At 55.1% G+C, this 25,284-nt stretch carries 28 protein-coding genes; 21 read left to right on the forward strand and 7 right to left on the reverse strand.

Annotated elements, in window-relative coordinates; translation table 11 throughout:
* A complete protein-coding gene (locus ACHHZ6_RS14625; RefSeq protein WP_182273524.1) occupies positions 1-345 on the forward strand; it encodes a gamma-glutamylcyclotransferase in 345 nt (114 codons plus the stop codon).
* Positions 346-403: 58 nt separating this feature from the next.
* On the opposite strand, the gene ACHHZ6_RS14630 is transcribed toward ACHHZ6_RS14625, so the two are convergent.
* Together ACHHZ6_RS14630 and ppa are read right to left on the reverse strand one after the other, a co-directional pair.
* Positions 404-1,987, reverse strand: coding sequence for a methyl-accepting chemotaxis protein (locus ACHHZ6_RS14630; RefSeq protein WP_182273525.1), 1,584 nt, complete (start codon positions 1,985-1,987; stop codon positions 404-406).
* 214 nt (positions 1,988-2,201) lie between these two features.
* Positions 2,202-2,732 carry an inorganic diphosphatase gene (gene ppa / locus ACHHZ6_RS14635; RefSeq protein WP_010427397.1) on the reverse strand — a complete coding sequence of 177 codons (531 nt, stop codon included), beginning with the start codon at positions 2,730-2,732 and terminating at the stop codon, positions 2,202-2,204.
* Between the two features lie 309 nt (positions 2,733-3,041).
* Here ppa and ytfQ point away from each other — a divergent pair, with 309 nt between their 5' ends.
* From ytfQ to ACHHZ6_RS14660, 5 genes are all read left to right on the forward strand, one after another.
* Positions 3,042-3,998 carry a galactofuranose ABC transporter substrate-binding protein YtfQ gene (gene ytfQ / locus ACHHZ6_RS14640; protein ID WP_182273526.1) on the forward strand — a complete coding sequence of 319 codons (957 nt, stop codon included), beginning with the start codon at positions 3,042-3,044 and terminating at the stop codon, positions 3,996-3,998.
* 52 nt (positions 3,999-4,050) lie between these two features.
* Complete coding sequence (gene ytfR / locus ACHHZ6_RS14645) at positions 4,051-5,553, forward strand: galactofuranose ABC transporter, ATP-binding protein YtfR (RefSeq protein WP_182919301.1); 1,503 nt, start codon at positions 4,051-4,053, stop codon at positions 5,551-5,553.
* A gap of 10 nt (positions 5,554-5,563) precedes the next feature.
* Complete coding sequence (gene ytfT / locus ACHHZ6_RS14650) at positions 5,564-6,589, forward strand: galactofuranose ABC transporter, ATP-binding protein YtfT (protein WP_182273528.1); 1,026 nt, start codon at positions 5,564-5,566, stop codon at positions 6,587-6,589.
* Entirely contained in the window at positions 6,576-7,574 is a 999-nt protein-coding gene (gene yjfF, locus ACHHZ6_RS14655; protein ID WP_182919302.1) for a galactofuranose ABC transporter, permease protein YjfF, read from the forward strand. The genes ytfT and yjfF overlap by 14 nt, the downstream gene beginning before the upstream one ends.
* A 96-nt stretch (positions 7,575-7,670) precedes the next feature.
* Positions 7,671-9,242 (forward strand): methyl-accepting chemotaxis protein, encoded by a 1,572-nt coding sequence (locus tag ACHHZ6_RS14660; protein WP_182273530.1) that lies wholly within the window; start codon positions 7,671-7,673, stop codon positions 9,240-9,242.
* On the opposite strand, the gene ACHHZ6_RS14665 is transcribed toward ACHHZ6_RS14660, so the two are convergent.
* The gene (locus tag ACHHZ6_RS14665; RefSeq protein ID WP_182274612.1) at positions 9,214-9,570 is read right to left on the reverse strand and encodes a LysR family transcriptional regulator; all 357 of its coding nucleotides are present in this window, start codon (positions 9,568-9,570) and stop codon (positions 9,214-9,216) included. The two genes, ACHHZ6_RS14660 and ACHHZ6_RS14665, sit on opposite strands and share 29 nt — an antisense overlap.
* A 151-nt stretch (positions 9,571-9,721) precedes the next feature.
* Complete coding sequence (fbp, locus tag ACHHZ6_RS14670) at positions 9,722-10,720, reverse strand: class 1 fructose-bisphosphatase (RefSeq protein WP_182273531.1); 999 nt, start codon at positions 10,718-10,720, stop codon at positions 9,722-9,724.
* A gap of 198 nt (positions 10,721-10,918) precedes the next feature.
* Between fbp and mpl the strand changes: the two genes are divergently transcribed.
* The gene (gene mpl / locus ACHHZ6_RS14675) at positions 10,919-12,292 is read left to right on the forward strand and encodes a UDP-N-acetylmuramate:L-alanyl-gamma-D-glutamyl-meso-diaminopimelate ligase (RefSeq protein ID WP_182919303.1); all 1,374 of its coding nucleotides are present in this window, start codon (positions 10,919-10,921) and stop codon (positions 12,290-12,292) included.
* 98 nt (positions 12,293-12,390) lie between these two features.
* On the opposite strand, the gene yjgA is transcribed toward mpl, so the two are convergent.
* Entirely contained in the window at positions 12,391-12,942 is a 552-nt protein-coding gene (gene yjgA, locus ACHHZ6_RS14680; RefSeq protein ID WP_182273533.1) for a ribosome biogenesis factor YjgA, read from the reverse strand.
* A gap of 95 nt (positions 12,943-13,037) precedes the next feature.
* Here yjgA and pmbA point away from each other — a divergent pair, with 95 nt between their 5' ends.
* Together pmbA and cybC are read left to right on the forward strand one after the other, a co-directional pair.
* Positions 13,038-14,390: a metalloprotease PmbA gene (gene pmbA / locus ACHHZ6_RS14685; protein ID WP_182274613.1), complete on the forward strand. Its 1,353-nt coding sequence runs from the start codon at positions 13,038-13,040 to the stop codon at positions 14,388-14,390.
* Between the two features lie 106 nt (positions 14,391-14,496).
* A complete protein-coding gene (gene cybC / locus ACHHZ6_RS14690) occupies positions 14,497-14,883 on the forward strand; it encodes a cytochrome b562 (RefSeq protein ID WP_182273534.1) in 387 nt (128 codons plus the stop codon).
* Positions 14,884-14,953: 70 nt separating this feature from the next.
* On the opposite strand, the gene ACHHZ6_RS14695 is transcribed toward cybC, so the two are convergent.
* Complete coding sequence (locus ACHHZ6_RS14695; protein WP_182273535.1) at positions 14,954-15,109, reverse strand: Hok/Gef family protein; 156 nt, start codon at positions 15,107-15,109, stop codon at positions 14,954-14,956.
* Positions 15,110-15,525: 416 nt separating this feature from the next.
* Here ACHHZ6_RS14695 and ACHHZ6_RS14700 point away from each other — a divergent pair, with 416 nt between their 5' ends.
* The 12 genes from ACHHZ6_RS14700 to ACHHZ6_RS14755 all read left to right on the forward strand — a co-directional run bounded on the left by ACHHZ6_RS14700 (position 15,526) and on the right by ACHHZ6_RS14755 (position 24,783).
* Positions 15,526-15,864: a glycine dehydrogenase gene (locus tag ACHHZ6_RS14700; RefSeq protein WP_182273536.1), complete on the forward strand. Its 339-nt coding sequence runs from the start codon at positions 15,526-15,528 to the stop codon at positions 15,862-15,864.
* Between the two features lie 10 nt (positions 15,865-15,874).
* Entirely contained in the window at positions 15,875-16,237 is a 363-nt protein-coding gene (locus ACHHZ6_RS14705) for an SFCGS family glycine-rich protein (protein WP_002437459.1), read from the forward strand.
* Between the two features lie 2 nt (positions 16,238-16,239).
* Positions 16,240-16,539, forward strand: a complete 300-nt coding sequence (locus tag ACHHZ6_RS14710) for a DUF4312 family protein (RefSeq protein ID WP_182919304.1) — start codon at positions 16,240-16,242, stop codon at positions 16,537-16,539.
* 22 nt (positions 16,540-16,561) lie between these two features.
* Positions 16,562-17,338, forward strand: a complete 777-nt coding sequence (locus ACHHZ6_RS14715) for a DUF4311 domain-containing protein (RefSeq protein ID WP_182273538.1) — start codon at positions 16,562-16,564, stop codon at positions 17,336-17,338.
* Positions 17,339-17,351: 13 nt separating this feature from the next.
* A complete protein-coding gene (locus tag ACHHZ6_RS14720; RefSeq protein ID WP_182273539.1) occupies positions 17,352-17,993 on the forward strand; it encodes a DUF4310 family protein in 642 nt (213 codons plus the stop codon).
* 41 nt (positions 17,994-18,034) lie between these two features.
* Complete coding sequence (locus tag ACHHZ6_RS14725) at positions 18,035-19,168, forward strand: amidohydrolase/deacetylase family metallohydrolase (protein WP_395122479.1); 1,134 nt, start codon at positions 18,035-18,037, stop codon at positions 19,166-19,168.
* Positions 19,152-20,270 (forward strand): DgaE family pyridoxal phosphate-dependent ammonia lyase, encoded by a 1,119-nt coding sequence (locus ACHHZ6_RS14730; RefSeq protein ID WP_182273541.1) that lies wholly within the window; start codon positions 19,152-19,154, stop codon positions 20,268-20,270. The genes ACHHZ6_RS14725 and ACHHZ6_RS14730 overlap by 17 nt, the downstream gene beginning before the upstream one ends.
* The gene (locus tag ACHHZ6_RS14735; RefSeq protein ID WP_182919306.1) at positions 20,267-21,007 is read left to right on the forward strand and encodes a KDGP aldolase family protein; all 741 of its coding nucleotides are present in this window, start codon (positions 20,267-20,269) and stop codon (positions 21,005-21,007) included. The genes ACHHZ6_RS14730 and ACHHZ6_RS14735 overlap by 4 nt, the downstream gene beginning before the upstream one ends.
* 115 nt (positions 21,008-21,122) lie before the next feature.
* Positions 21,123-22,259 carry a lactonase family protein gene (locus tag ACHHZ6_RS14740; RefSeq protein WP_395122481.1) on the forward strand — a complete coding sequence of 379 codons (1,137 nt, stop codon included), beginning with the start codon at positions 21,123-21,125 and terminating at the stop codon, positions 22,257-22,259.
* Between the two features lie 19 nt (positions 22,260-22,278).
* Positions 22,279-24,189 carry a BglG family transcription antiterminator gene (locus tag ACHHZ6_RS14745; protein ID WP_395122483.1) on the forward strand — a complete coding sequence of 637 codons (1,911 nt, stop codon included), beginning with the start codon at positions 22,279-22,281 and terminating at the stop codon, positions 24,187-24,189.
* A 77-nt stretch (positions 24,190-24,266) separates the two neighbouring features.
* The gene (locus ACHHZ6_RS14750; protein ID WP_182919308.1) at positions 24,267-24,509 is read left to right on the forward strand and encodes a type II toxin-antitoxin system RelB/DinJ family antitoxin; all 243 of its coding nucleotides are present in this window, start codon (positions 24,267-24,269) and stop codon (positions 24,507-24,509) included.
* Between the two features lie 40 nt (positions 24,510-24,549).
* A complete protein-coding gene (locus ACHHZ6_RS14755; protein WP_395122541.1) occupies positions 24,550-24,783 on the forward strand; it encodes a type II toxin-antitoxin system RelE/ParE family toxin in 234 nt (77 codons plus the stop codon).
* A 3-nt stretch (positions 24,784-24,786) separates the two neighbouring features.
* Here ACHHZ6_RS14755 and nrdG read toward each other — a convergent pair whose 3' ends face one another.
* On the reverse strand, positions 24,787-25,251 hold the full coding sequence (nrdG, locus tag ACHHZ6_RS14760) for an anaerobic ribonucleoside-triphosphate reductase-activating protein (RefSeq protein WP_395122485.1): 465 nt from the start codon (positions 25,249-25,251) through the stop codon (positions 24,787-24,789).
* Positions 25,252-25,284: the final 33 nt, after the last annotated feature.

Consider the following 25,284-nt stretch of genomic DNA (forward strand, 5'->3'; position numbering starts at 1 on the left):
ATGCGAATATTTGTTTACGGCAGTTTACGAACCAAGCAAGGCAACAGTCACTGGATGACCAACGCCCAGTTGTTGGGAAATTACAATATCGAGAACTACCAGTTGTACAGTCTGGGCCACTATCCAGGCGCGGTTCCGGGGGACGGAACGGTACAGGGTGAGGTTTATCGTATTGATAATGCCACGCTTGCCGAACTTGATGCCTTGCGCACCAGGGGCGGTGAATACGCACGCCAGTTGATCCAGACGCCATATGGAAGTGCATGGATGTACGTCTATCAGCGTCCGGTCGAAGGGTTAACGCGGATTGAAAGCGGTAACTGGTTAGACAGAGACCAGTACTGAAAAACGACAACGCCACCGTAAGGTGGCGTTGTTTTTTCAGTGCAAGAGCTTATCAGCGTTAAACCGCTTCCTGACGTAGCTTAAATATTTGTACCGTATCCAGCAGCTGTTCCGCCTGACGATGCATCGCCTGTGCTGCCGCAGAAGATTCCTGCGACAAGGTGGCGTTTTGCTGTGTAGCCGCATCCATATGGGTCACTGCCACATTCACCTGATCAATTCCGGTGCTCTGTTCATGGCTGGCATGTGAAATCGCCTCAATCAGTTCACTCACCTTACTGACGCTGTGCAGAATATCTGCCATCGCTGCACCGGCCTGTTTCACCTGCCCATTCCCCTCGTCAATACGGTTCACGGAACGGTCGATAAGAACGCGAATATCTTTGGCGGCGGCGGCTGAACGCTGTGCCAGCGCACGAACCTCCGCAGCAACTACCGCAAAGCCACGCCCCTCAGCGCCTGCACGCGCGGCTTCAACGGCTGCGTTTAGCGCCAGGATATTGGTCTGGAAGGCAATACTGTCGATCATACCGATAATCGTATTGATTTCACTGGAGAAATTGTGGATTTCACTCATGGTTTGTACTGCGCGTTCAACCGCCTCTTCACCCTGGCTGGCAACCTGACGGGCACTTCTGGCAAGATCGCTGGCGGTACGCGAGTTTTCGGCGTTACTTTTCACCACCGATGTGAGCTCCTCCATTGATGCGGCAGTTTGTTCCAGCGCACTGGCCTGTGCTTCGTTACGGGATGAAAGCTCGTGACTACCGCTGGCGATCTGCGCCGACGCGGTGGCGATGGTTTCGGTGCCGTTACGTACGCCAGAGACGATACGCGTGAGGTTGTCATTCATCTCCTGAAGGGCACGCATCAGCTCAGCCGTTTCATCACGCCCGTCAACGGTAAAGCTGGACTGTAAGTCCCCGGCGGCGACGGTACGGGCAATGATGACAGCCTGTGCCAGTGGGCGGGTGATGCTCCGGATCAGCCACCAGGTGACGAGCAGTCCGGCGGCAAGTGTGAGGGCCATTGTCAGCATTAACATCCATTTCGTTTGCTGGTATTGCTCCTGATTACGGGCGATAGTTTGCTGGTGGAGCGCCTGAGCATGTTGCAGCGTACGCGCCACGACATTGTCGATCATTTTAGTGGGTTCACGATCGATCCCCGTAACCTGTTGATCCACACGCTGGGCGCTGGTGGCATCACCCACCTGATAAGTGGCCAGTGCCGCCAGGTATTTCTGTTCAAGACCGGCGTGAATGTCGCGTGTTTCCAGCACTTGCTGGTTATCCATGCCAATCTCTGGCAGTAATTCGCTCAGGCGTGTCAGCAGTGCCTGAGTGTTCTGGCTTTCTGCAATAAAGGCCTGTTTGTATTTATCGAATGCCTCTTGCCCCTGAGCACCGCGAATCAGCGTGTTCTTCCACTCCTGAACCTGAATTTTGAATTGCACCTGGGCATTACGGGCGGTGTCGATACTGCGGGTGATGGTCTGTTCCATCGTCATAATCTGCTCGTTCTGCGCCCGGCTGTCGCTATTGATCAGCAGGCCACGCAGGCCAATCAAGAGGGTCGCAAGCAGCAGAAGCGACGCCAGAAGCCCCAGACGTTGTCCAATTGTGAGTGTGTTGAGTTTCATGATTTCCCGTTAAGTGAAAAAGCGATCGCGGTCACGCAGGGGAGGTATCGACCTGTAGAAGGCGGACTTTAAGGGGGCAAAGCGGAGGTAAGGCAGGTAAAAAGCGCTATCTAATTAATATCGTGAGCGAAAATCTCTTTGTGACATTTTTGTGACAATTTGCAACGGATACAAAAAAGCCCCGACATGCGGGGCTTACTATCAGCGGTAAGAATTACTTCTTAGCTGCACGCTCGAAGGACGCGATGATTTCTGCTTTCGCAGCTTCAGCGTTGTCCCAGCCGTCAACTTTAACCCACTTGCCTTTTTCGAGGTCTTTGTAGTGCTCGAAGAAGTGAGTGATCTGTGCTTTCAGCAGTTCTGGCAGGTCGTTCACATCTTTGATGTGATCGTACTCTTTGCTCAGTTTGGTGTGCGGAACCGCAACCAGTTTTGCATCTTCACCGGATTCGTCGGTCATTTTCAGCACGCCAACTGGACGGCAGCGAATGACGGAGCCTGGCTCCAGTGGGTATGGTGTTGGGACCAGCACGTCAACCGGGTCACCGTCCAGAGACAGGGTGTGGTTGATGTAGCCGTAGTTGCATGGATAGAACATTGCGGTAGACATGAAACGGTCTACAAACAGCGCGCCGCTCTCTTTGTCCACTTCGTATTTGATAGGATCTGCGTTAGCCGGGATTTCGATAACAACGTAGATGTCTTCAGGCAGTTCTTTACCCGCAGGGACGTTGAGTAAGCTCATGTCTGTGTCCTTTAAAATGGATGGTAAACAAGTGGCAGGTATTATAGCCAACTGGCGCTGAATGTCTCCGCCTGTTTTCGTCTTCTCTCCTCGTTCTTCCCACTTTTCAGAGCAATTTCATAGCAGGAAAGTCCATAATCACAGCTGCATTTTTCATGGCAAAATGAAAACGATTACAAACTTGTTATTAACGCTTTGTTCACTTTTCTGAAGTGTGATGTAACGCAATCCGTTACATCTCGTATTGTCTATAGTTTTTCCGCAGAACACCTTTTAACCAACAATAAACCCCCCTACGAGGACGTTCATATGTGGAAGCGCTTACTTCTTGTCACAGCAGTTTCGGCAGCCATGTCGTCTATGGCGATGGCCGCACCTTTAACCGTAGGATTTTCGCAGGTCGGGTCTGAATCCGGCTGGCGTGCGGCTGAAACCAACGTTGCGAAAAGCGAGGCCCAGAAACGCGGCATCACGCTGAAGATTGCCGATGGTCAGCAAAAACAGGAAAACCAGATTAAAGCCGTGCGTTCCTTCATCGCTCAGGGGGTGGATGCCATCTTCATTGCGCCGGTGGTGGCCACAGGCTGGGAGCCGGTACTGAAGGAAGCCAAAGACGCTGAGATCCCGGTCTTCCTGCTCGATCGTTCCATTGATGTAAAAGACAAATCTCTCTATATGACCACCGTCACCGCCAACAACATTCTTGAGGGTCAATTAATTGGAGACTGGCTGGTGAAACAGGTGGGTGGCAAACCGTGTAACGTGGTTGAGCTGCAGGGTACGGTGGGCGCGAGCGTGGCTATCGACCGTAAGAAAGGGTTTGCAGAAGCCATCGCTAAAGCGCCGAACATCAAGATTATCCGCTCTCAGTCCGGCGACTTTACCCGCAGCAAGGGTAAAGAGGTTATGGAAAGCTTTATCAAGGCTGAAAACAACGGCAAGAACATCTGCATGGTTTACGCCCATAACGATGACATGGTGATCGGTGCTATTCAGGCCATTAAAGAAGCGGGCCTGAAGCCGGGTAAAGATATCCTCACCGGCTCTATCGATGGCGTGCCGGATATCTACAAAGCGATGATGGACGGTGAAGCGAATGCCAGCGTTGAGCTGACGCCAGACATGGCCGGCCCGGCATTTGATGCGCTGGAGAAATTCAAGAAAGACGGCACGTTGCCTGAGAAGCTGACCATCACTAAATCCACACTCTACCTGCCAGATACTGCCAAAGAAGAGTTAGAGAAGAAGAAAAATATGGGCTACTAATGCCCGTTCCCCTCTCCCCTATGGGGAGAGGGCCAGGGTGAGGGGGATAACCATGACCACTGAACAACACCAGGAAATCCTCCGCACAGAAGGATTAAGCAAATTTTTCCCTGGCGTAAAGGCGCTGGATAACGTCGATTTTAGCCTGCGACGTGGCGAGATCATGGCGCTGCTGGGTGAGAACGGTGCGGGAAAATCAACGCTGATTAAAGCCCTGACCGGCGTTTATCACGCCGATCGTGGTTCCATCTGGCTGGAAGGCAACGCGATTTCGCCAAAAAATACCGCCCATGCCCAGCAGCTGGGAATTGGGACGGTGTACCAGGAAGTGAACCTGCTGCCGAATATGTCGGTGGCGGATAACCTGTTTATTGGCCGTGAGCCACGGCGCTTTGGCCTGTTACGGCGTAAAGAGATGGAAGCGCGGGCAACGAAACTGATGGCGTCTTACGGTTTCTCCCTCGACGTCCGCGAGCCGTTAAACCGCTTTTCCGTGGCGATGCAGCAGATCGTCGCCATTTGCCGTGCCATCGATCTCTCTGCGAAAGTGCTGATCCTCGACGAACCGACCGCCAGCCTCGATACCCAGGAAGTGGAGATGCTCTTTACTCTGATGCGCCAGTTGCGCAATCAGGGGGTGAGCCTGATCTTCGTCACCCACTTCCTCGATCAGGTGTATGAAGTGAGCGATCGGATTACGGTGCTGCGCAACGGCAGTTTTGTCGGCTGTCGCGAAACCCGTGAGCTACCGCAGATTGAGCTGGTTAAAATGATGCTGGGCCGTGAGCTGGATACCAATGCGCTCCAGCGTGCAGGCCGCACGTTGTTGAGCGATAAACCGGTCGCCGCTTTCAGCGATTACGGCAAAAAAGGGACGATCTCGCCGTTTAATCTGGAGGTGCGCCCCGGCGAGATTGTCGGCCTGGCAGGCCTGCTCGGATCAGGCCGTACCGAAACCGCCGAAGTGATCTTCGGGATCAAACCTGCCGACAGCGGCAGCGCGTTGATCAAAGGCAAACCGCAAACGCTGCGATCGCCACATCAGGCTTCGTGTCTGGGGGTCGGGTTCTGCCCGGAAGACAGGAAAACGGACGGCATTATTGCCGCGGCCTCCGTGCGGGAAAATATCATTCTTGCTCTGCAGGCGCAGCGTGGCTGGTTACGACCGATTCCGCGTAAAGAACAAAATGCGATTGCCGAACGCTTTATCCGCCAGCTGGGGATCCGCACCCCGAGCGCGGAACAACCCATTGAGTTTCTCTCCGGCGGTAACCAACAGAAGGTACTGCTTTCACGCTGGTTGCTGACTAAACCCCAGTTCCTGATCCTCGACGAACCGACGCGCGGTATTGACGTCGGGGCGCATGCCGAAATTATCCGGCTTATCGAAACGCTCTGTGCCGACGGGCTGGCGCTGCTGGTGATCTCGTCCGAACTGGAGGAGCTGGTGGGGTATGCCGATCGCGTGATTATCATGCGCGATCGCAAGCAGGTGGCAGAGATCCCGCTGGATAAACTGTCCGTTCCGGCAATCATGAATGCCATCGCGGCATAAGGAGTTAATCGTGATGCCCCGTTCGCTTTCGCAAACTGGTGAGTCAAAGCGCCGCTTTAACTGGCCGACCGGCACGCCGCAAATTGCCGCGCTGCTGCTGGTACTGCTGGTCGATAGCCTGGTCGCCCCGCATTTCTTCCAGATTATTGTGCAGGATGGCCGCCTGTTTGGTAGCCCGATAGACATCTTAAACCGCGCCGCTCCCGTGGCCCTGCTGGCGATTGGCATGACGCTGGTCATTGCCACCGGCGGTATCGACCTTTCCGTTGGTGCAGTGATGGCGATTGCAGGTGCCACTGCCGCCTCGATGACCGTGGCCGGACATAGCCTGCCGGTGGTACTGCTGGCCGCATTAGGCACGGGCGTTCTGGCCGGGCTGTGGAACGGTATCCTGGTGGCGGTTCTCAAGATCCAGCCGTTTGTCGCCACGCTGATTTTAATGGTGGCCGGACGCGGGGTGGCGCAGTTGATCACCTCCGGTCAGATTGTCACTTTCAACTCGCCGGGCCTGGCGTGGCTCGGTAGCGGTAAGCTGCTCTTTTTCCCGACGCCGGTCATTATTGCGCTGGTGACGTTAGTGGTGTTCTGGCTGTTTACCCGTAAAACGGCGCTCGGCATGTTTATTGAAGCGGTTGGGATCAACATTCGCGCCGCGCGAAACGCTGGGGTGAATACCCGGCTGATGGTGATGCTGACCTACGTGCTGAGCGGTGTCTGCGCTGCCATCGCCGGGATCATTGTCGCGGCAGATATCCGTGGGGCTGATGCCAACAATGCCGGGTTATGGCTGGAGCTGGATGCGATCCTGGCGGTGGTCATTGGCGGCGGATCGTTGATGGGCGGACGCTTTAACCTGCTGCTCTCGGTAGTCGGCGCACTGATTATTCAGGGAATGAATACCGGTATCCTGCTCTCCGGCTTTCAGCCGGAACTCAACCAGGTGGTGAAAGCGGTGGTCGTGCTCTGCGTGCTGATTGTTCAGTCGCCGCGCTTTGTTAGCATCATTAAGGGGATCCGTGGCCATGATAAAACGTAATTTACCGTTGATGATCACGCTGGGCGTGTTTGTGCTGGGGTATCTCTATTGCCTGACCCAGTTCCCCGGCTTTGCTTCCACGCGCGTCATTTGCAACATCCTGACGGATAACGCCTTTTTAGGCATTATCGCCGTCGGCATGACCTTTGTGATCCTCTCGGGCGGGATCGATCTCTCTGTGGGTTCGGTGATCGCGTTTACCGGTGTGTTTCTCGCGAAAGCGATCGGTTTCTGGGGCATTTCACCGCTGCTGGCCTTCCCGTTGATACTGGTGCTGGGCTGTGCGTTTGGTGCCTTTATGGGGCTGCTGATAGATGCGCTAAAAATCCCGGCCTTTATCATCACTCTCGCGGGAATGTTCTTTCTGCGCGGCGTCAGCTATCTGGTGTCGGAAGAGTCCATTCCGATTAACCATCCGGTTTACGACACGCTCTCCAGCCTGGCGTGGAAAATCCCTGGCGGTGGCCGCCTGAGCGCGATGGGGTTGTTGATGCTGGGCGTGGTCGTGATTGGGATCTTCCTCGCTCATCGCACCCGGTTTGGTAATCAGGTTTACGCCATTGGCGGCAGCGCCACCTCGGCGAACCTGATGGGGATCTCCACCCGCAGCACCACCATCCGCATTTATATGCTCTCTACCGGACTGGCGACGCTGGCAGGTATCGTCTTCTCCATTTATACCCAGGCCGGTTACGCTCTGGCAGGGGTGGGCGTGGAGCTTGATGCCATTGCCTCAGTTGTGATTGGCGGAACGCTGCTCAGCGGTGGGGTGGGAACGGTGCTCGGGACGCTGTTTGGCGTGGCGATCCAGGGGCTGATTCAGACCTACATCAACTTCGACGGCACGCTCAGTTCGTGGTGGACGAAAATCGCCATCGGCATTCTGCTCTTTATTTTTATCGCGTTGCAACGTGGCCTGACGGTACTGTGGGAGAACCGCCAGAACTCGCCTGTTACGCGTGTAAGCACATCAGCAACAAAGTGATAACACGCTGAATTTGCTTAAAGTCTAAACATTTTCCGGTAGCGGCCGATAATCTTTTTTTATGCCCAGAAATATCTCGCTACCGGAAATAATATCATGCTGAAAACGCTATCGATTCGTACCGGCTTGCTTTCGTTACTGGCCGTTATGACCCTTCTGCTGCTGATTGTCAGCGGCATTGGTATTTATGCCCTCACACAGAGTTCGTCTTCACTCCAGCGCATCAACCACCTTCAGGGTGAACAGATGGTGCAGCTTAATTCTGGCTATACGCTGATCCTGCGTGCGCGCAATGAAGCAAGCCAGGCCGTCCGCATGATGGAAATCGGCATGCTGGACGATGCGGCGAAGTCGGTGAAAACCATCAATCAGGAAGTCATCCAGGCGCAAAAAACGCTGAAAAGCGTGATCGACGATGGTGTGGCGGACAAACAAGGACAGCAGTTGCTGGATAAGGTCGCGGCGAGTCTCGCGGCGTATAACCAGCAAGGGATCAACCCGATGCTGAAAGCCCTGAACGACCAGAATGCAGACAGCTACTACGATCTGCTGGAGAACAGGCTGATCCCGGTAGCGAAGCAGTTTGATAACGATATGCAGGCGTTCCAGACATGGAGCGAAGCGCGCGGAAAAGCGGAAGTGAGCGCGGTGCAATCGAGTAAAAACCGGGTGCTGATCCTGATTGTCGTGGCGGCGCTGCTGACGGCCGGGATTATTGTGCTGGCCTGGCTGGTGCTGCGCAATATGTTGCTGAAGCCGCTCTCTGCCTCCATTGCGCAGCTTGAACATGTTGCAGCGGGGGACTTAACCCATACGCTGAATGCACCTGCGAGCCAGGAATTTAACCGTCTGAACGCGGCCATCGAAGAGATGCGTCAGTCGCTAATGGGCTCGGTTATGCGGGTGCGCGATGCCAGTTCACAAATTGATACCGGCAGCCGTGAGCTAACGGCGGGGAATATGAACCTTGCCCAGCGCACCGAATCCACCGCGACGTCGCTGGAGCAGACGGCGGCCAGCATGGAAGAGATCACCGCGACGGTGAAACTTAATGCCGATAACGCCGAACAGGCACACCAGCTGGCGAAGTCGGTGTCCGACACTGCCGATCACGGCAGCGAAATGGTCTGCTATGTGATCGAGAAAATGCGGGATATCTCTGGCAGCTCGGCGCGCATCGCCGACATCCTGAGCGTCATCGACGGTATCGCATTCCAGACCAATATCCTGGCGCTGAACGCCTCTGTTGAAGCCGCACGCGCAGGTGAACAAGGACGTGGATTCGCCGTTGTGGCAGGTGAGGTGCGTAACCTGGCCAGCCGCAGTGCCGATGCGGCAAAAGAGATCCGTTCACTTATCAGTGATTCGCAAACCCACGTTAACGAGGGCAGCGAGCTGGCGCAGCAGGCCGGTGAAACGATGGACGAAATCGCGACTGAAGTCCTGCGCATGACCAAACTGATGCGCGAAATTGCTACCGCGTCTCAGGAACAGAGTCGCGGTATTGAGCAGGTGAATATCGCGGTGAATCAGATGGACGAAACCGCGCAGCAAAACGCGGCGCTGGTGCAACAATCTTCTGCCGCGACACGCTCGCTGGAAGAGCAGTCGCGTGAGCTGATGGAAGCCATGTCATCATTCAAACTGACGGCTCAGGCTGTTGCATAATAATATCCAGCCCTGGTGCATTGTGTGCCAGGGTTTTATTTGTCGCTGAATTTATCGCCCCGAGATTATCGTGAATATCACCCACTAATATTTCCAGCGAGCTGGTTAAGGCTAACGCTTTTTCGGTTGGTTCCAGATATAAACCTTTGCGGAAAAATAATGGTTCGTCAAAGAGTTGGCTAAAGCGTTTTAATGCCAGGCTTACCGCCGGGCGGGACATTTCCAGACGCACTGAGGCTTTTGCCATGCTGCCGCAGCGGACCACTTCAATAAATACGGGGATAAGATTTAAATCAATACCGGTATTGGCTCGAGAATAGTTTTTCATCACAAGTTATGCTCCACGAAATATCTGTCAAACTGTTATGGAAATAATGCAGGAGCAGTGGTGAATATTAAAGCGTATTTTTTATAAACACTTATACGGTAAAATATATAAATGAGAAAGGGAGCCAGCCAGGCTCCCTTTGCTAAGGGTATTACGCGTCCGGGAATTCCCGGATAAAACGTTCAACATCTTCAACCATATGGTTGTTACCGACGAAGAACGAACGGCGCTGGTGCAGGCTTTTTGGCACGATATCCAGAATACGCTCTTTACCGTCGCTCGCCTTACCGCCGGCCTGCTCGGCCAGGAACGCCATCGGGTTGCATTCGTACAGCAGACGCAGTTTCCCGTCAGGGTGGCTGGCGGTGCTTGGGTAGAGGTAGATGCCGCCTTTCAGCAGGTTACGGTGGAAGTCCGCTACCAGCGAGCCAATGTAGCGAGAGGTATACGGGCGTTGGGTTGCTTTATCCTCTTCCTGGCAGAATTTGATGTATTTCTTCACGCCGTTCGGGAATCTGATGTAGTTACCTTCGTTGATGGAGTAGGTGTTGCCCTTCTCCGGGAAGCGCATACGTTCCTGACTCAGGCAGAACACGCCCAGCGACGGATCGTAAGTAAAGGCGTGAACGCCACACCCGGTGGTGTACACCAGCATGGTGGACGAACCATATACGACGTAACCGGCAGCAACCTGATGACTGCCAGGTTGCAGGAAATCTTCTTCGGTCACCGGCGTGCCAACAGGCGTGACGCGGCGGTAGATGGAGAAAATGGTACCGACAGAAACGTTAACGTCGATATTGGAGGAGCCGTCCAGCGGATCCATCAGAACGACGTATTTCGCGTGTTCGCACCCTTCGAAAACAACAATTTCATCTTCTTCTTCAGAGGCGATACCCGCAACGATGTCGCGTGCGCGCAGTGCAGCTTTCAGTTTTTCATTTGCGAACAGGTCGAGTTTCTGTTGAACCTCGCCCTGAACGTTCTCGGCACCGCTGGCACCCAGGATATCGACCAGACCGGCCTTGTTGATATCACGGTGGATGATCTTAGCGCCCAGCTTTATTGCCGACAGCAAAGCAGTGAGTTCACCGGTAGCATGAGAGAACTCGTGCTGCTTTTCGACAATAAATTCACCTAACGTTTTCATAACACTTTCCCTGCATCTTATGTGAGTAGAGCGATTGTATGTTCACTAAAACGACTAAAGCCCAACAATCTTAACAAACATTCAAATGTTAGCGCAGAGGTGAATCGCGCCAGCAGCATACGGATTTACCTGAAATGCGTTTCACAGGCGCTGACATGTGAGTAAAATGTGCGCCACATTGAAGAAGGATAGTGACGTATGCGCATTCATATATTGGGGATTTGTGGCACTTTTATGGGCGGACTGGCAATGCTGGCGCGCTCGCTGGGCCATGAAGTGACAGGTTCGGACGCCAATGTGTATCCGCCGATGAGCACGCTTCTGGAGAAGCAGGGCATCTCCCTTATTCAGGGCTACGATGTCAGCCAACTGGAGCCGCAGCCGGATCTGGTGATCATTGGTAACGCCATGACCCGTGGTAATCCGTGTGTTGAAGCGGTGCTGGAACGCAATATTCCATTTATGTCTGGCCCGCAGTGGCTGCATGATTTTGTGCTGCGCGACCGCTGGGTGATCGCTGTTGCCGGTACTCACGGTAAAACCACCACCGCCGGGATGGCAACCTGGATCCTTGAGGCCTGTGGTTACAAGCCTGGCTTCGTGATTGGTGGTGTACCGGGTAATTTCGACGTCTCCGCACGTCTGGGTGACAGCCCATTCTTTGTGATCGAAGCCGATGAGTACGACTGTGCGTTCTTCGATAAACGTTCTAAATTCGTACATTACTGCCCACGTACGCTGATCCTCAACAACCTTGAGTTTGATCACGCGGATATCTTTGACGACCTGAAAGCGATTCAGAAGCAATTCCACCATCTGGTGCGCATTGTTCCGGGTCAGGGCCGTATTATCCTGCCGGAGAACGACATCAACCTGAAGCAGACGATGGCGATGGGTTGCTGGAGCGAGCAGGAGCTGGTGGGCGATCAGGGCCACTGGCAGGCGAAAAAACTCAACGTGGATGCCTCTGAGTGGGAAGTGCTGCTCGACGGCGAAAAAGTGGGTGAGGTGAAGTGGGGCCTGGTGGGCGAGCACAACATGCACAACGGTCTGATGGCGATTGCTGCGGCACGTCATGTGGGCGTTCAGCCTGCGGATGCGGCCAATGCACTGGGTTCATTTGTGAACGCCCGCCGTCGTCTGGAGCTGCGTGGCGAAGCCAACGGTGTCACGGTGTATGACGATTTCGCACATCATCCAACGGCCATTCTGGCGACGCTTGCTGCCCTGCGCGGCAAAGTGGGGGGCACGGCGCGCATTCTGGCGATACTGGAACCTCGCTCTAACACCATGAAGATGGGCATCTGCAAAGACGATCTCGCACCATCCTTAGGGCGTGCCGATGAAGTCTTCCTGCTGCAGCCGCAGCATATTCCGTGGCAGGTGGCGGAAGTTGCCGATGCCTGCGTACAGCCTGCGCACTGGAGTGCGGACGTTGATACGCTTGCGGATATGGTGGTGAAATCTGCACAGCCTGGCGATCACATTCTGGTGATGAGCAACGGCGGTTTTGGTGGGATCCATCAGAAACTGCTGGACGGTCTGGCGAAGAAAGCGGAAGTGGTCGAGTAATCCCCTCACCCCAGCCTCTCCCAAAGGGGAGAGGCTGTTCAATTCCCCTCGCCCCTTTGGGGAGAGGGTCAGGGTGAGGGGAACAGGCGGTTCGAATGTTACTCTTCGTTCTCAGACAGCTCGCGAAGATACTGGAAAATCAGGCGCGCAGATTTCGGCGGCTTATTCCCTTCTTTCTCTTTCTTCGCGTTGCGGATCAAAGAACGCAGCTGCTGGCGGTCGGCGTCTGGCCACAGATTTAAGACTTCTGGCACAGCGTCATCACCTTGTTCAATCAGACGATCGCGGATCTGCTCCAGTTTATGGAACAGCGCAACCTGCTGGTTGTGGCGGTTTTTCAGCTTGTCCAGCGCCTGGCGAATCGGGTCGACGTCACGCTGACGCAGCATTTTACCGATAAGCTGAAGCTGGCGGCGGCGGCCTTCTTTTTTGATTTTCTGTGCCAGTTCAATGGCATCACGTAGATCCTGGTCGAGCGGGAGCTTATCCAGCGCGTTTTTACCCAGTTCTACCATTTCTGCGCCAAGCTGTTTTAACTCTTCGGCGTCGCGTTTAATTTCACTTTTACTGACCCAGATGATCTCATCATCTTCGTCTTCGATGTCATCACCGGGAACGTCGTCGAGCCAGTCTTCGGGCTGCTTAGTCATGTCAGGCTCCTTAAAAAAAGAGGCTAATGTTACCAGTTAAGACGCGCACTGAAAAACGGTTCTCTGTTAGACTTCAGTTAACTCTCTCTTACAGTATGGCATTTGCGATGAAAGTAACCTCACAAGTTGAAGCGCAGCGTAAGCTTCTGGAAGAAGCCGTCTCCACCGCGCTGACGCTCGCTTCAGGTAAATCAGATGGCGCGGAAGTGGCGGTCAGCAAAACCACTGGCATTAGCGTGAGTACCCGCTATGGCGAAGTGGAGAATGTAGAATTCAACAGCGATGGTGCTCTGGGGATCACGGTGTATCACCAGAATCGCAAAGGCAGTGCATCATCGACCGATCTCAGCCCGGATGCCATTGCCCGTACGGTGCAGGCTGCGCTGGATATCGCGCGTTATACGTCCCCCGATCCTTACGCAGGTGTTGCCGACAAAGAGCTGCTGGCGTTTGATGCCCCGGATCTCGATCTTTTCCATCCGGCGGAAGTCACCCCGGACGAAGCGATCGAACTGGCTGCGCGTGCCGAGCAGGCCTCCCTGCAGGCTGATAAACGCATCACCAATACCGAAGGCGGCAGTTTCAACAGCCACTACGGCATCAAAGTATTCGGCAACAGCCACGGGATGTTGCAGGGTTACTGCTCGACCCGTCATTCGCTGTCCAGCTGTGTGATTGCCGAAGAAAATGGCGATATGGAGCGTGACTACGCCTATACCATTGGCCGTGCGCTGGAGGATTTGCAGTCTCCGGAGTGGGTCGGTGCTGAGTGTGCGCAGCGCACACTTTCTCGCCTGTCACCGCGTAAGCTCTCTACCATGAAAGCCCCGGTTATTTTTGCCAATGAAGTGGCGACTGGCCTGTTTGGCCATCTGGTCGGGGCGATTGCCGGTGGCTCGGTTTACCGTAAATCGACGTTCCTGCTTGATTCGCTGGGTAAACAGATCCTGCCGGAATGGCTGACTATCGAAGAGCATCCGCATTTGCTTAAAGGTCTGGCTTCTACGCCATTCGACAGCGAAGGCGTGCGCACAGAACGCCGCGATATCATCAAAGACGGTATTCTGACCCAGTGGTTGCTGACCAACTATTCTGCACGTAAGCTGGGGCTGAAAAGCACGGGTCACGCGGGTGGCATTCATAACTGGCGTATTGCCGGGCAAGGTCTGAACTTTGAGCAGATGCTGAAAGAGATGGGGACCGGCCTGGTGGTGACGGAGCTGATGGGCCAGGGCGTGAGCGGCATGACCGGGGATTACTCTCGTGGTGCGGCGGGCTTCTGGGTTGAAAACGGTGAAATCCAGTATCCGGTGAGTGAAATCACTATTGCCGGCAACCTGAAAGATATGTGGCGCAATATTGTTACTGTCGGTAACGATATTGAAACACGTAGCAATATACAGTGTGGTTCAGTTCTTCTGCCGGAAATGAAAATTGCCGGTCAATAATACCCGTCATACTTCAAACTGCAGGTGCGTTGGCTGCACGCGTTCCTGCAACTCGAATTATTTAGGGTATTACGCTTATCGTGAATAATAAAAAAGGAAGTGAGCAATGCGTAAACACCTGTTAGCGATCGTCGCGGCTTCAACGCTGGTTCTTGGCTCTTCTGCGTTTGCTGCCGATCTTGAAAGCAACATGGGTATTCTCAGTGAAAACCTGAAGATCGTTCAGAAAACGGACAATGCAGCAGAAATGAAAGACGCGTTGACCAAAATGCGTGAGGCGGCATTAGACTCGAAAAAATCCACGCCACCTAAGCTGGAAAACAAAGCGGCTGACAGCGCCGAGATGAAGGACTATCTCCACGGCTTTGACGTGCTGGTGGGCCAGATCGACGGTGCGCTGAAGCTCGCGAATGAAGGCAAAGTGAAAGAAGCTCGTGCAGCAGCCGATCAGTTTGTGACGACACGCAATACGTATCACAAAAAGTATCGTTAATTGGGTGCCTGAGCTGTACGCCCTTTCTCCGTGTGCGGCGGTGCATTACGCGCCCCCGCATGCTTGCTCCCTACTTTCCGGAGCGACAATCCATCCGCGCTGTCACTTCAAACGAGCCGTTTCGAAAACGGATCTCGCACAGTGTTTTCCTCGTCACCAGCGTTAAAATGATTATTGTCAAAGCAATAATCATCAAACCCCGGATAATCAGGGACTGGCGTTTCATGGATGCCTCCTTGCTTTAAAGCGGGCGAGGTAGCGAACTCCACGGTTGTGCGTGTCGTTTCGAGCCCCCACCCTGATTTTCTATCAGGCGGGGCTTTCCACTTTCCGTCCCATGCCTGAGACGGTCAGTCTCAAGCACCCGTCGCCACTCTAGCGAATCCCCATAAGAAAACCTTATCCACGTCACATTTCTACGAGTCTGCTCGTAATCTTTTCTGCTTTACTCATCCCTTTTGTGCCGCCAGATTGAGTGATATTCATCACGTAAATGCATTGATTTATTCAAATTCAGCGTATTTATGTGGCACAGATCACTGCTGCTGCTTTCCTTTCCACTTCGAAGTGGAAAACAACTCGCTACAAACCCTTTGCCGTCATCGTTAGTTTTATTCCAGAGCCATTAACGGGGTAAGACGAGTGATTAACGGAGCGGTAATGAACGACGTTGGGGATCAGGCGGTGCAAACAGAACAGCTCGCTAACACCATGCTGCAGCAGGTCTATACCCTGCTGGCCCGGCACAACATCATCCCTAATGCAGTACAGGAACAGATGCTGACCTCACACGTTCGCGCGATGGCGCACCGGTCTGTGACCGGCGAGCCGCTGCCGGAAGTAGAAGCAGAGCTGTTCGACGAGATTTCACCCGATTCAATGCGACTTGCCCGCGAAGTGGTGGCGCAGTTTGGCAACCTTCCTGATGAAGAGGCCTGGCTGCTCTCCGTTCACTTTGAAGTCGCGAAAGACAACCTTTAAGGAGCAACACATGGAACAGATTACAGTCGTGATTGGCGATCGCCTGGGTAAAGGTCAGAAAGTGGCCGCCGGCGTGGAAAAGGCAGGTGGACGTGCGGTTGTCGTGCCGGGGGTGGCGGCAGATATGAAACTGGGTGACGTGATGAAAGCGGAAAACGCCACCTTCGGCATCTCCTTCTGCGGCAGCGGTGGCGCGGGTGCCATTACTGCGCAAACCAAATATGGCTACAAAGCCAAATACGGCATGCGTTCTGTGGAAGAGGGCGTAACCGCCATCAACGAAGGCTGCAACGTGCTGGGCTTCGGCTTTATGGATAAAGAAGAGCTGGGCGAGCGTCTGGTACAGGCGTGGCAGAAGAAGCACGGCGCATAAGCATGAAAGAACAGTTCACGACCACCGTGAGAGTGAAGGGCAAAGGCGATGCCAAAGCGCGCGCCTTTGCCGATGCGCTCAACCACGTTCAGGCCGCGGTGATGCAAGCCTCACCGCATATCTTACTGCGTATTGAGCCACAGGATGTGCAGGTTGTTCAGGCGCAAGAAGCGGTGCGTAAAGAAGCCTTCCTGTTCTTCTTTTTGCGCCGGGAAAGACGCACCTACAGCGTGGAGCTGGATGTGACCGTCAACGTGACTGCCATCAATCTTGATCGGGTGGATTTCGTCACGCAACGCTGATTCTTCATAAAAGGGCAGACTGATGTTCTTAATTATATTAATAAAATCGCTCATCATTGGCGGCCTGGTTGGCGTCGGTGTGGGGGCCGGGGCTGCACGCATGTTTCATGCGCCTACCACTCAGGGTATGGGCGCGTTTCGTACGTTGGGGGAACTGAACTCCTGTGAAGGGGACCCGGCTTCTCACTTCTCTTTTGGGTTAGGCTTCTTCTTTAACGCCTGGGCTTCTTCCGTGGCCGCAGGTGCATTCACTCAGGACGTTGACCACCGCATTATCCCGAACTGGGGCGCAGCGGCGCTAATGCTCAAAAACCGTAACGTCGGCGAAACACTCCACGATCCCCGCAAGATGGCGATTGCCTGCGGCGTGATCGGCATGATCGTCGTGACCTTCCTTAACCTTACCGCCTCCTCCGTTCCGGCTGCACTTCAGGTGACGGCCGTTAAGGTGCTGGTACCGGCAGCTAACCTGCTGGTGAACACCGTCATGCCGGTTATCTTCTGGCTGGCGGCCATCGATGCAGGCAAAAAATCCGGCTTCTGGGCCACCGTGTTTGGCGGTGCGGCGCAGCTGATCATGGGTAACGCCGTACCGGGTCTGGTGCTGGGTATTCTGATCGGTAAAGGCGTGGAAGAGAGCGGCTGGAACCACGTCACCAAAGTGATGATGGTGGCCATCGTGGCGCTGTTCGTCCTGAGCGGCTTCTTCCGTGGCTTCGATATGAAGATGATCGAATCCTTCCATCTGACCGTGCCGAACTGGCTCGACATGATCCACAACTCGCTCAGCGGTAAATAACAGGAGCCTCTACATGGAACAGAATAAAGGTTTTTGGTATGCCGACTGGTCGTTCCCGATCTTCGTTGGCCTGCTCTCCTCCGGCGTCTTCGCCGGGACGCACATGTACTACCTCTACGGCATTGGCGCGTTTAACGAAGTGGCTTTTGTGGCGATGCTGAAAGCAGGGATTGATACCGGTGTTTACGGCGCGGTAGCGGCCTTTGGTGCCAGCTTCCTGTTCGCCCGTATCATCGAAGGCTCGCTGGTGGGGATTTTAGATATCGGCGGGGCTATCCAGACTGGCGTTGGCCTCGGCGTTCCTGCATTGCTGCTGGGAGCGGGCATCATGTTCCCGGTGACCAACTTTATTGCCGCCCTGATCACCGGCCTGGTGATTGGTCTGGCGATTGGTTACGTCATCATTCTGGCGCGTAAGTTCACCATCAATCAGAGTAACTCGACCTACGGTGCTGACGTGATGATGGGGGCAGGTAACGCTTCCGGGCGCTTCCTCGGGCCGTTGATTATCCTGAGCGCCATGACTGCATCCATTCCGATTGGTATCGGGTCGCTTGCAGGCGCACTGCTGTTCTATCTCTGGCAGAAGCCGATCACCGGTGGTGCGATCCTCGGTGCGATGATTTTAGGCTGGCTGTTCCCGGTCGCCCTTTAACACCCGCGGGCGCAGCGCGCCCGCCTTATCAGGAGAGCACTATGTTTGATTTACTCCTGCGCCGTGCGCGTCTTACTGACGATACCCTGACTGATATCGCCATTCAGGACGGAAAAATCGCGGCGCTGGGCGACATTGACGCACCCGCCCATCAAACGGTGGCGCTCAACGGTGACGTATACGTTAGCGCGGGCTGGATTGATTCCCACGTACACTGCTACCCGAATTCCCCCATTTACCACGACGAACCAGACAGCGTGGGCATTGCCACTGGCGTCACCACCGTGGTGGATGCGGGCAGTACCGGGGCGGATGACGTGGACGATTTTTACGCCATCACCCGCAAAGCGACAACCGAGGTTTACACTCTGCTGAACATCTCCCGCGTTGGACTGATTGCGCAGAACGAGCTGGCTAATCTGGCTAACATCGACGCCGATGCGGTGAAACAGGCGGTTAAACGTTACCCTGATTTTATCGTTGGCCTGAAAGCGCGCATGAGCAGCAGCGTGGTCGGTGAGAATGGCATTACGCCACTGGAACGTGCGAAAGCTATCCAGAAAGAGAACGGCGACCTGCCGCTGATGGTACACATTGGTAATAACCCGCCAAACCTCGACGAAATCGCTGAACTGCTCAGCTCTGGCGACATCATCACCCACTGCTACAACGGCAAGCCAAACCGCATTCTCACCCCATCCGGCGAACTGCGTGCATCCATTACTTCCGCCTTGAAACGCGGCGTGCGTCTGGACGTCGGCCACGGTACGGCGAGCTTCAGCTTTGAGGTGGCAAAACGCGCCATCGCGATGGGCATTCTGCCGCACACCATCAGCTCGGATATCTACTGCCGCAACCGTCTTCACGGCCCGGTAGGCTCACTTGCGAGCGTGATGTCGAAATTCCTCGCCATCGGTATGTCACTGCCGCAGGTGGTTGAGTGCGTGACGGCAAATGCGGCTGATGGCCTGCGCCTGACGCGCAAGGGCCGCATCCAGCCTGGGCTCGACGCCGATCTGACGCTGTTCACCATTAAACGTCAGCCGACGGTGCTGACGGATGCCGAAAACGACAGCCTGCAGGCTGAACACATTCTGGTGCCGCTTGCTGCGATCCGCGCGGGCAAGGGCTACATGACCGAACAAGGGAGCACGGAACATGCCTTCGATTTATGAGAAGTACCACTTAAAGCAAGTCATTAACACCTCTGGCCGTATGACGGCGCTGGGGGTTTCCACGCCGCGCCCGGAAGTGGTGCAGGCGGCGATGGACGGTATGAATCAGTATTTTGAGATGAAGGATCTGGTCAATAAAACCGGGGAATACATTGCGAAGTTGCTGGATGTGGAAGGGGCGACAGTGGTCTCTTGTGCCTCGGCGGGTATTGCGCAGTCCGTGGCCGCAGTGCTGGTGAAAGACAGCGACTGGCTGCTGGAAAATCTGCACGTCACCCCACCTGAGAACAACGAAATCGTGCTGCCGAAAGGTCACAACGTCAACTTTGGCGCACCGGTGGGCACAATGGTGGCGCTGGGGGGGGGCAAGCTGGTGGAGGCGGGTTATGCCAACGAATGTTCTGCCGAGCAGCTGGCGGCGGCGATCTCCCCACGTACGGCGGCGATCCTCTATATCAAGTCTCACCACTGCGTGCAGAAAAGCATGCTCAGCGTGGAGCAGGCAGCCGTGGTGGCGCGTAAACATGGTCTGCCGCTGATCGTTGATGCGGCGGCAGAAGAAGATCTGCATGTTTACTACCGCTCCGGTGCGGATCTCGTTATCTACAGCGGTGCGAAAGCCATTGAAGGGCCAACCAGCGGGCTGGTGATCGGTAAAGCCCAGTACGTTGAATGGGTGAAGCGCCAGACGGCAGGCATTGGCCGCGCCATGAAGGTGGGTAAAGAGGGCATTCTTGGCCTGACCTGCGCCATTGAGCATTATCTGACGGCGACCAAAGAGAGTGGCGCAGAGATGGTGGCGAAGATGACGCCGTTTGTCGACGCGCTCAACACCCTGAATGGCGTAACGGCACGCGTGGTCTGGGACAGCGCTGGTCGTGACATTGCGCGCACCGAGATTGCGTTTGATGAAGCGACCACCGGCATGGGGACAGGTGACCTGGTGAATGCGCTGAAGCAGGGCGAATACGCCATTTATTTCCGTGGCTACAAGGCCAACGAAGGGATTATCGAAGCGGATGTGCGCAGCGTGAATGCTGAACAGCTGAACATTGTGTTCCGCCGCATTCGCGAAGTATTAGGACAGGAGAAAAACGCATGAAGCTGACCCCTAATTTTTACCGTGACCGCGTCTGTCTGAACGTACTGGCAGGCTCCAGAGCCAACGCCAGCGCCATTTACGAGGCTGCGGAAGGCCATGTGCTGGTGGGTGTGCTCTCCAAAAATTACCCGGACGTGGCAAGCGCTGTGGCCGATATGCGCGAATACGCGGCGCTGATTGATAATGCGCTGTCCGTGGGCCTGGGCGCAGGTGATCCGAACCAGTCTGCGATGGTGAGTGAAATCTCCCGTCAGGTACAACCGCAGCACGTGAACCAGGTCTTCACCGGTGTGGCAACCAGCCGTGCGTTGCTGGGGCAGAACGACTCCGTGGTGAACGGCCTGGTCTCCCCGACCGGTACCGTTGGCATGGTGAAAATCTCCACTGGCCCGCTGAGCAGTACGGCACCGGACGGCATCGTTCCTGTGGAAACTGCGATTGCCCTGCTGAAAGATTTTGGTGGCAGCTCCATCAAATACTTCCCGATGGGCGGCCTGAAATGTCGTGACGAGTACAACGCGGTGGCGGAAGCCTGCGCCCGTCACGATTTCTGGCTGGAGCCGACCGGTGGTATCGATCTGGAAAACTTTGAGGAGATCCTGCAGATCGCGCTGGACGCGGGTGTGAGCAAAATCATCCCGCATATCTACAGTTCGATTATCGACAAAGCCAGCGGCGATACGCGTCCGGAAGATGTGCGTACGCTGCTGGACATGACGAAGAAGCTGGTGAAGTAAAACCTGAACCCTCACCCAAACCCTCTCCCAAAGGGAGAGGGAACATTTCCCCCCTCTCCCTTTGGGAGAGGGCTGGGGTGAGGGGAACAAACCGCATACACCTGAAGGAGCCACCATGCACACCCGTAATCTGCTTGTCGCTTCACTCTCTTTACTGGCTACTGCTGCTGTCGCCCAGACGCAGTACGCCTGGGTCGGTACCTACAATCCCAATGGTGAAGGGCTGTACCGCTTTACCGTCGACCCGCAAACTGGCGCGCTCGGCAGCAAAACGCTGGTGAGCAAGCTGCCGAACGCCGCGCAGCTCACTGTCTCGCACAACGGTAAAACGTTGTATGTGGCCAGCGAAGTGGAGCAGGGGGTGGTGCAGGCGCTGCGCGTGGGGGATAACGGGGAGTTGAGTGAGCTCAATCAGGTGGCGTCCGGTGGTGCGGGGCCGGTTTATCTCTCCCTGACGCCGAACGGGCAACATCTGCTGGTGGCGAATTATGTCAGCGGTTCGATTGCGGTTCTGCCGATCAAAACCGACGGCAGCCTGGGTGATGCCACGGATAAACATCAGGATCAGGGCGAGCCGGGTGCGGCGAAACCGGAGGCGGCGGTGGAAGGGAGTTTTGCCATCAGCGATCATAACGGCCCGCACGCACATATGATCGCCGCCGATCCGCGCGGGAAATACGTTTTTTCCACCGATCTGGGGCTGGATCGTATTTACCAGTACCGCTTTGACGATCGAAGCGGGAAGCTGACCCCCAACGATCCGCCGTTTATCCGTGCCTCTTCAAAAGGAGCCGGGCCTCGTCACTTCGTCTTTACACCGAAAGGTGATGCCCTGTGGCTGATTAACGAAGAGGCTTCCACGCTGACGCACTATACGCTGGATGCCAGCGGCAGGCTGAAAGAAGGCAAAACCTTCTCCGCGCTGCCGGAAGGTTATAAAGGCACCAGTTTTGCCGCCGGGCTGGCATTAAGTGCCGACGGCAGGCAGCTGTATGTGGCTAACCGTTTGCATAACAGCATCGGGCACTTTACCGTAAAAGAGGATGGCACGTTGCGGCATCAGGACGATGTCTGGACGCGGGGCGATTATCCGCGAACCCTGACGCTCGATAAGCAGGGGCGCTGGCTGTATGTCATGAACCAGCGCAGCGACAACATTACCCGTTTCCGCGTGGCACAGGATGGAAAACTGAGCTTCGAGCCGGGTTATACCCCGGTCGGCAGCCCATCCCAGATGGTTATTTCACCCTAAGCAGTAAGAGGACAACGACGTGCGATTCCCGAACCAACGTTTAGCGCAACTTTTCGATCTGTTGCAAAACGAGACGCTGCCGCAGGACGAGCTGGCGCAGCGTCTGTCGGTCTCCACGCGAACCGTCCGCGCTGATATCACCGCCCTGAACGCGCTGCTGGCGAGCCACGGCGCACAGTTTATTTTGAGCCGTGGCAATGGCTACCAGCTCAAAATTGACGATGCAGAGCGCTACCAGCAGCTCCAGGAGTCTCACCCGCGCGCGTTGCGCATTCCCCGGACGGGGCCGGAGCGTGTGCACTATCTGGTGGTGCGTTTTCTCACCTCGGCGTTTTCCCTCAAGCTGGAAGATCTGGCTGACGAGTGGTTTGTCAGCCGCGCCACGCTGCAAAGCGACATGGCGGAAGTGCGCGAGTGGTTCCATCGCTACCACCTGACGCTGGAAACCCGCCCACGCCACGGCATGAAGCTGTTTGGTAGCGAGATGGCAACCCGCGCCTGTCTGACCGATCTCCTCTGGGAGCTGGCGCAGCAGGACAGCCTGAACCCACTGGTGACGGAAGTTGCACTCAACGCAGGTGTACCTGAGCAGATGGTGAGCGTGTTGCATGACGCGCTGACCCGCCACCATATCCGCCTGACCGACGAAGGTGAACTGTTCCTGCGCCTGTACTGTGCGGTGTCGGTGCGTCGCATCAGTGAAGGCTACCCGCTGCCGGAATTCCATGCGGAAGGTGTGGAAGAGAATGTGCGTGAAGCGGCGAAGGATATCGCGGTGACTATCCAGCAGCTGGCAGGTAAGGCGCTTTCGCCTTCAGAAGAGAACTGGCTGTGCGTACACATTGCGTCGCGACAGATCCAGGACATCGCCCCCAGCGCCATCAATGCCGATGACGACGAAGCGCTGGTTAATTACATCCTGCGCTACATCAACACCCACTATAACTACAATCTGCTCAGCGACGAGCAGCTGCATGCGGATTTGCTGACACATATTAAAACCATGATCACCCGCGTGCGGTATCAAATCATGATCCCCAATCCGCTGCTGGATAACATCAAACAGCACTACCCGATGGCGTGGGATATGACGCTGGCGGCGGTGTCGAGCTGGGGCAAATACACGCCGTATGTGATCAGTGAAAACGAAATTGGCTTCCTGGTGCTGCATATCGGGGTTGGTCTTGAGCGTCACTACAATATTGGTTACCAGCGTCAGCCGCGCGTGCTGCTGGTGTGCGATGCTGGTAACGCGATGGTGCGAATGATTGAGGCGGTGCTGCAGCGTAAATATCCGCAAATTGAGGTGACGCGTACCCTTACGCTGCGCGAGTACGAGCAGGCCGGGTCGATCAGCGAAGACTTTGTTATCGCCACCGCCCGCGTGAGCGAAAAGTCCAAGCCGGTGGTGATGATCGCCCCGTTCCCGACGGACTACCAGCTGGAGCAGATCGGCAAGCTGGTGCTGGTGGACAGAACCCGTCCGTGGATGCTGGACAAATACTTCGACGCGGCCCATTTCCGCATTATTGATAAACCCATTGACCAGCAAACGCTGTTCCGTGAGCTGTGTGAGCAGCTTGAAGACGAAGGTTTTGTCGGCGCGGAATTCCTGGGCTCCGTCGTCGAGCGCGAAGCCATCGTCAGCACCATGCTCGGTGATGGTATCGCGCTGCCGCACTCCCTCGGGTTACTGGCGCAGAAAACAGTGGTTTACACCGTGCTGGCTCCGCAGGGTATTCCGTGGGGCGATGAAACTGCGCACGTCATCTTCCTGCTTGCCATCAGTAAAAGCGAATACGAAGAGGCGATGGCGATTTACGACATCTTCGTGACATTCCTGCGCGAACGCGCCATGTCACGGCTGTGCGGTTGCGGGGATTTTGCGGAGTTTAAGACCGTGGCGATGGAGAGTTTGAGCCGGTTTTGAGAGGCGTTATCCAGAATTCGATGTAATGCGAATGTAATGCTAAACTGCATTACATCTTTGTCATTACTGGAGGCATAATGGCCACGCTGAACGTCCGTCTGGACGACAAACTTAAAAATGAGGCTTATGCAGTGCTGGAAAAACTCAATATCACCCCAACCGAAGCTGTAAGATTACTGTTTCAGTACGTCGCAGAGACGGGGCGTATGCCGGTGAAAACGGTGACCATTAGCGACGGTGAAGACGCATTGATTCAGACAGTCCGGGAGCGACTGGCTAATCCACAAAAAGGAATTAAGGTTAGTCTGGATGACTTATGAGTTGGAATTCGACCCTGGAGCGCTAAAGGAGTAGCATAAACTGGGCGATACCGTGAAAACCCAATTTAAGAAGAAATTGGTCGATGTACTGGTGGATCCCAGGATCGAATCCGCCCGTTTACATGGGCTGCATGATTGCTACAAAATTAAGCTTAAATCATCCGGCTACCGTTTGGTCTATCAGGTGCGGGATGAGGTTGTGATGGTGTTTGTTGTTGCCATAGGCAAACGAGAGAAATCAGCCGTTTATCATGATGCAGATAAACGGCTATAGCGTTTAACGCAAATGATGCACAACCTGGTTACTGCTGCCGCGCCAGATAAGCGCCGGGTCTTTTAAATCCTGCACGAATTTGCCATCGACCAGCACGTTGATCAGATCCACCACTTCCATCTGCTGCGCATTCAGCTCATCCAGCCTGTAGCCTGTCCAGACCCAGATGTCCTTTCCTGCACACTCTCTGCGAATACGTTTTACCAGCTTCAGGATCTCCGGCACGTTTTGCGGGTGAAGCGGGTCGCCACCGGAGAGTGAAATCCCCTGGCGGCGAATGCGTGTGTCGTTCAGGTCGTTGATGATCCGGTCTTCCATCTCTGCAGTAAACGGCATGCCTGAATTTAAGCGCCAGGTGCTTTTGTTGTAGCAGCCGGGGCATTCGTGAACACAGCCAGAAACAAACAGGGTGCAGCGGGTGCCGGGGCCGTTGACGATGTCGACGGGGTAGTACTGGTGGTAATTCATAGTGTTAACCTGATGCCCTTACCCCGGCCCTCT

Source organism: Enterobacter cloacae complex sp. 2024EL-00214 (assembly GCF_043945575.1).
Taxonomy (GTDB): Bacteria; Pseudomonadota; Gammaproteobacteria; order Enterobacterales; family Enterobacteriaceae; genus Enterobacter; species Enterobacter cloacae_P.

Coding starts and splice junctions, on each gene's coding strand:
- ACHHZ6_RS14625 (WP_182273524.1), top strand. CDS start 1: ATGCGAATATTTGTTTACGGCAGTTTACGAACCAAGCAAGGCAACAGT.
- ACHHZ6_RS14630 (WP_182273525.1), bottom strand. CDS start 1,987: ATGAAACTCAACACACTCACAATTGGACAACGTCTGGGGCTTCTGGCG.
- ppa (WP_010427397.1), bottom strand. CDS start 2,732: ATGAGCTTACTCAACGTCCCTGCGGGTAAAGAACTGCCTGAAGACATC.
- ytfQ (WP_182273526.1), top strand. CDS start 3,042: ATGTGGAAGCGCTTACTTCTTGTCACAGCAGTTTCGGCAGCCATGTCG.
- ytfR (WP_182919301.1), top strand. CDS start 4,051: ATGACCACTGAACAACACCAGGAAATCCTCCGCACAGAAGGATTAAGC.
- yjfF (WP_182919302.1), top strand. CDS start 6,576: ATGATAAAACGTAATTTACCGTTGATGATCACGCTGGGCGTGTTTGTG.
- ACHHZ6_RS14660 (WP_182273530.1), top strand. CDS start 7,671: ATGCTGAAAACGCTATCGATTCGTACCGGCTTGCTTTCGTTACTGGCC.
- ACHHZ6_RS14665 (WP_182274612.1), bottom strand. CDS start 9,570: ATGAAAAACTATTCTCGAGCCAATACCGGTATTGATTTAAATCTTATC.
- fbp (WP_182273531.1), bottom strand. CDS start 10,720: ATGAAAACGTTAGGTGAATTTATTGTCGAAAAGCAGCACGAGTTCTCT.
- mpl (WP_182919303.1), top strand. CDS start 10,919: ATGCGCATTCATATATTGGGGATTTGTGGCACTTTTATGGGCGGACTG.
- yjgA (WP_182273533.1), bottom strand. CDS start 12,942: ATGACTAAGCAGCCCGAAGACTGGCTCGACGACGTTCCCGGTGATGAC.
- pmbA (WP_182274613.1), top strand. CDS start 13,038: ATGGCATTTGCGATGAAAGTAACCTCACAAGTTGAAGCGCAGCGTAAG.
- cybC (WP_182273534.1), top strand. CDS start 14,497: ATGCGTAAACACCTGTTAGCGATCGTCGCGGCTTCAACGCTGGTTCTT.
- ACHHZ6_RS14695 (WP_182273535.1), bottom strand. CDS start 15,109: ATGAAACGCCAGTCCCTGATTATCCGGGGTTTGATGATTATTGCTTTG.
- ACHHZ6_RS14705 (WP_002437459.1), top strand. CDS start 15,875: ATGGAACAGATTACAGTCGTGATTGGCGATCGCCTGGGTAAAGGTCAG.
- ACHHZ6_RS14710 (WP_182919304.1), top strand. CDS start 16,240: ATGAAAGAACAGTTCACGACCACCGTGAGAGTGAAGGGCAAAGGCGAT.
- ACHHZ6_RS14715 (WP_182273538.1), top strand. CDS start 16,562: ATGTTCTTAATTATATTAATAAAATCGCTCATCATTGGCGGCCTGGTT.
- ACHHZ6_RS14720 (WP_182273539.1), top strand. CDS start 17,352: ATGGAACAGAATAAAGGTTTTTGGTATGCCGACTGGTCGTTCCCGATC.
- ACHHZ6_RS14725 (WP_395122479.1), top strand. CDS start 18,035: ATGTTTGATTTACTCCTGCGCCGTGCGCGTCTTACTGACGATACCCTG.
- ACHHZ6_RS14730 (WP_182273541.1), top strand. CDS start 19,152: ATGCCTTCGATTTATGAGAAGTACCACTTAAAGCAAGTCATTAACACC.
- ACHHZ6_RS14735 (WP_182919306.1), top strand. CDS start 20,267: ATGAAGCTGACCCCTAATTTTTACCGTGACCGCGTCTGTCTGAACGTA.
- ACHHZ6_RS14740 (WP_395122481.1), top strand. CDS start 21,123: ATGCACACCCGTAATCTGCTTGTCGCTTCACTCTCTTTACTGGCTACT.
- ACHHZ6_RS14750 (WP_182919308.1), top strand. CDS start 24,267: ATGGCCACGCTGAACGTCCGTCTGGACGACAAACTTAAAAATGAGGCT.
- nrdG (WP_395122485.1), bottom strand. CDS start 25,251: ATGAATTACCACCAGTACTACCCCGTCGACATCGTCAACGGCCCCGGC.